Annotated in this window: 1 protein-coding gene; it reads left to right on the plus strand. The window is 75.3% G+C overall.

From position 1 onward, the window contains the following. A partial coding sequence (locus tag HMPREF0731_RS20940) for an NHLP bacteriocin export ABC transporter permease/ATPase subunit (RefSeq protein WP_007006237.1) occupies nucleotides 1-1,862 on the plus strand: 1,862 nt, incomplete at its 5' end. Nucleotides 1,863-1,981: the final 119 nt, after the last annotated feature.

Here is a 1,981-nt window from a genome sequence, read left to right on the forward strand (position 1 = left end):
CGCTGCGCGGCGGCTGGCAGCTCTACGACCCGGTGCAGGAAAGCCTGGCGCCGCTGCCGCCCGCCGCCGCCGCCGCGCTGCGCGGCGAGGTCTTCCAGCTCTACGCGCCCTTGCCGTCGCGGGTGCTGCGCGGCCGCGACATCGGCGGCAACCTGCTGCGCTGGGCGCGCAGCGACGCGCTGGCGGTGGTGGGCCTCGGCGCCGCCGCCGGGCTGCTCAATCTGGGCGTGCCGCTGGCCACCGGCGTGCTGGTGGACAGCATCATCCCCGCCTATGACCTGCCCCGCCTGCTGGAGATGGCGCTGGTGCTGGGCGTGCTGGCGCTGGTCATGCTGCTGCTGCGCTATGCCGTGCAGATCGCGGCGCTGCGCATCGAGGGGCGTGCCGGCACCAGGTTGCAGGCCGCCGTGATGGACCGGCTGCTGCGCCTGCCCATGGGCTTCTTCCGCGGCCATTCCGCCGGCATGCTGGCCAAGCGGGCGCTGGCCGTGCAGGTGATCGAGCGCGCCGTCGGCGGCGCGCTGATCGGCAGCCTGCTGACCGGGCTGCTCTCGCTGCTCTCGCTCGGGCTGATGGCCTGGTATTCCTGGCGGCTGACCCTGGTGGCGCTGGCCATGCTGGCGCTGCTGCTCGGCGTCACCCTGCTGCTGGGCTGGCTGCGCATCCGGCATGAGCGCGAGGTGGTGGCGCTGGCGGGCGAGAGCGCCGGGCTGCTGCTGCAACTGGCCGGCGGCATCGCCAAGCTGCGCCTGGCGGCGGCCGAGCAGCGCGCCTTCCTGCGCTGGGCGCGGCTGCAGGCGCGGCTGGCGCGGCAGCGCTTCCTGGCCGAGCAGGTCGGCACGCTGAGCGAGCTGTCCGGCACCCTGGCCCTGCCGCTGGCCACCGCCGCGCTGTTCCTGGCGATCCACTGGCTGGGCCTCGGCGCGCCCGGCGCCGGGCAGCAGGGGGGGCAGCAGGGGCTGGCGCTGGGCGCGCTGCTCGCCTTCCTCAACGCCTTCAGCCAGAGCCTGTCGGGCATCGCCGGCCTGGCGGGCGCGGCGGTGCAGATCGCGGCGCTGCGCCCGGTCTACGCCCATGCCGCGCCGATCCTGGAGACGGTGCCGGAGACCGGCGGGCACCGCGCCGATCCCGGCCCGCTGAGCGGCGCGCTGGAGGTCAGCCGCGTCAGCTTCCGCTACGGCCAGGACGGGCCGCCGCTGTTCGACGACCTCTCGCTCAGCGTCGCCGCCGGGGAGTATGTCGCCATCGTCGGCCCCTCGGGCAGCGGCAAATCCAGCCTGCTGCGCCTGCTGCTGGGCTTCGAGCAGCCGCAATCCGGCGCCATCCTCTATGACGGGCAGGACCTGGGCGGGCTGGACCCGCAGGCGCTGCGCCGGCAGCTCGGCGTCGTGCTGCAGGGCGGGCGGCTGATGCCGGGCAGCCTGCTGGAGAACATCCTCGGCCCCAATCTGCACCTGCCGGAGCGCGCGGCCTGGGCGGCGGCCGAGCAGGTCGGGCTGGCCGAGGATCTGCGCGCCATGCCGATGGGCATGCAGACCGTCATCTCCGATTCCGGCAGCACGCTGTCGGGCGGGCAGGTGCAGCGCGTGCTGCTGGCCCGCGCCGTGGTGGCGCGGCCGCGCATCCTGCTGCTGGACGAGGCGACCAGCGCGCTCGACAACCGCACCCAGGCCATGGTGACCGACAGCCTGGACCGGCTGGCGGCGACACGCATCGTCATCGCCCACCGGCTTTCCACCGTGGTGAAGGCCGACCGCATCCTGGTGCTGCGCGACGGCCGCATCTGCGAGAGCGGCCGCTATGAGGAGCTGATCGCCGCCGGCGGCTTCTTCCGGGCCCTGGCGGAGCGGCAGCTGCTCTGACCGGCCGGCTTAGAGGCGGCGGATCCAGCCCGTGGTCGCCGGCGCCGTCTCCTTGCCGCCCTCCTTCGCGCCCTCGGCGGGCGGCTCGGGCCGCAGCGGGCCGCCGGCCGGGCGGGTGC

Source organism: Pseudoroseomonas cervicalis ATCC 49957 (assembly GCF_000164635.1).
In the GTDB taxonomy this organism is placed as follows: Bacteria; Pseudomonadota; Alphaproteobacteria; order Acetobacterales; family Acetobacteraceae; genus Pseudoroseomonas; species Pseudoroseomonas cervicalis.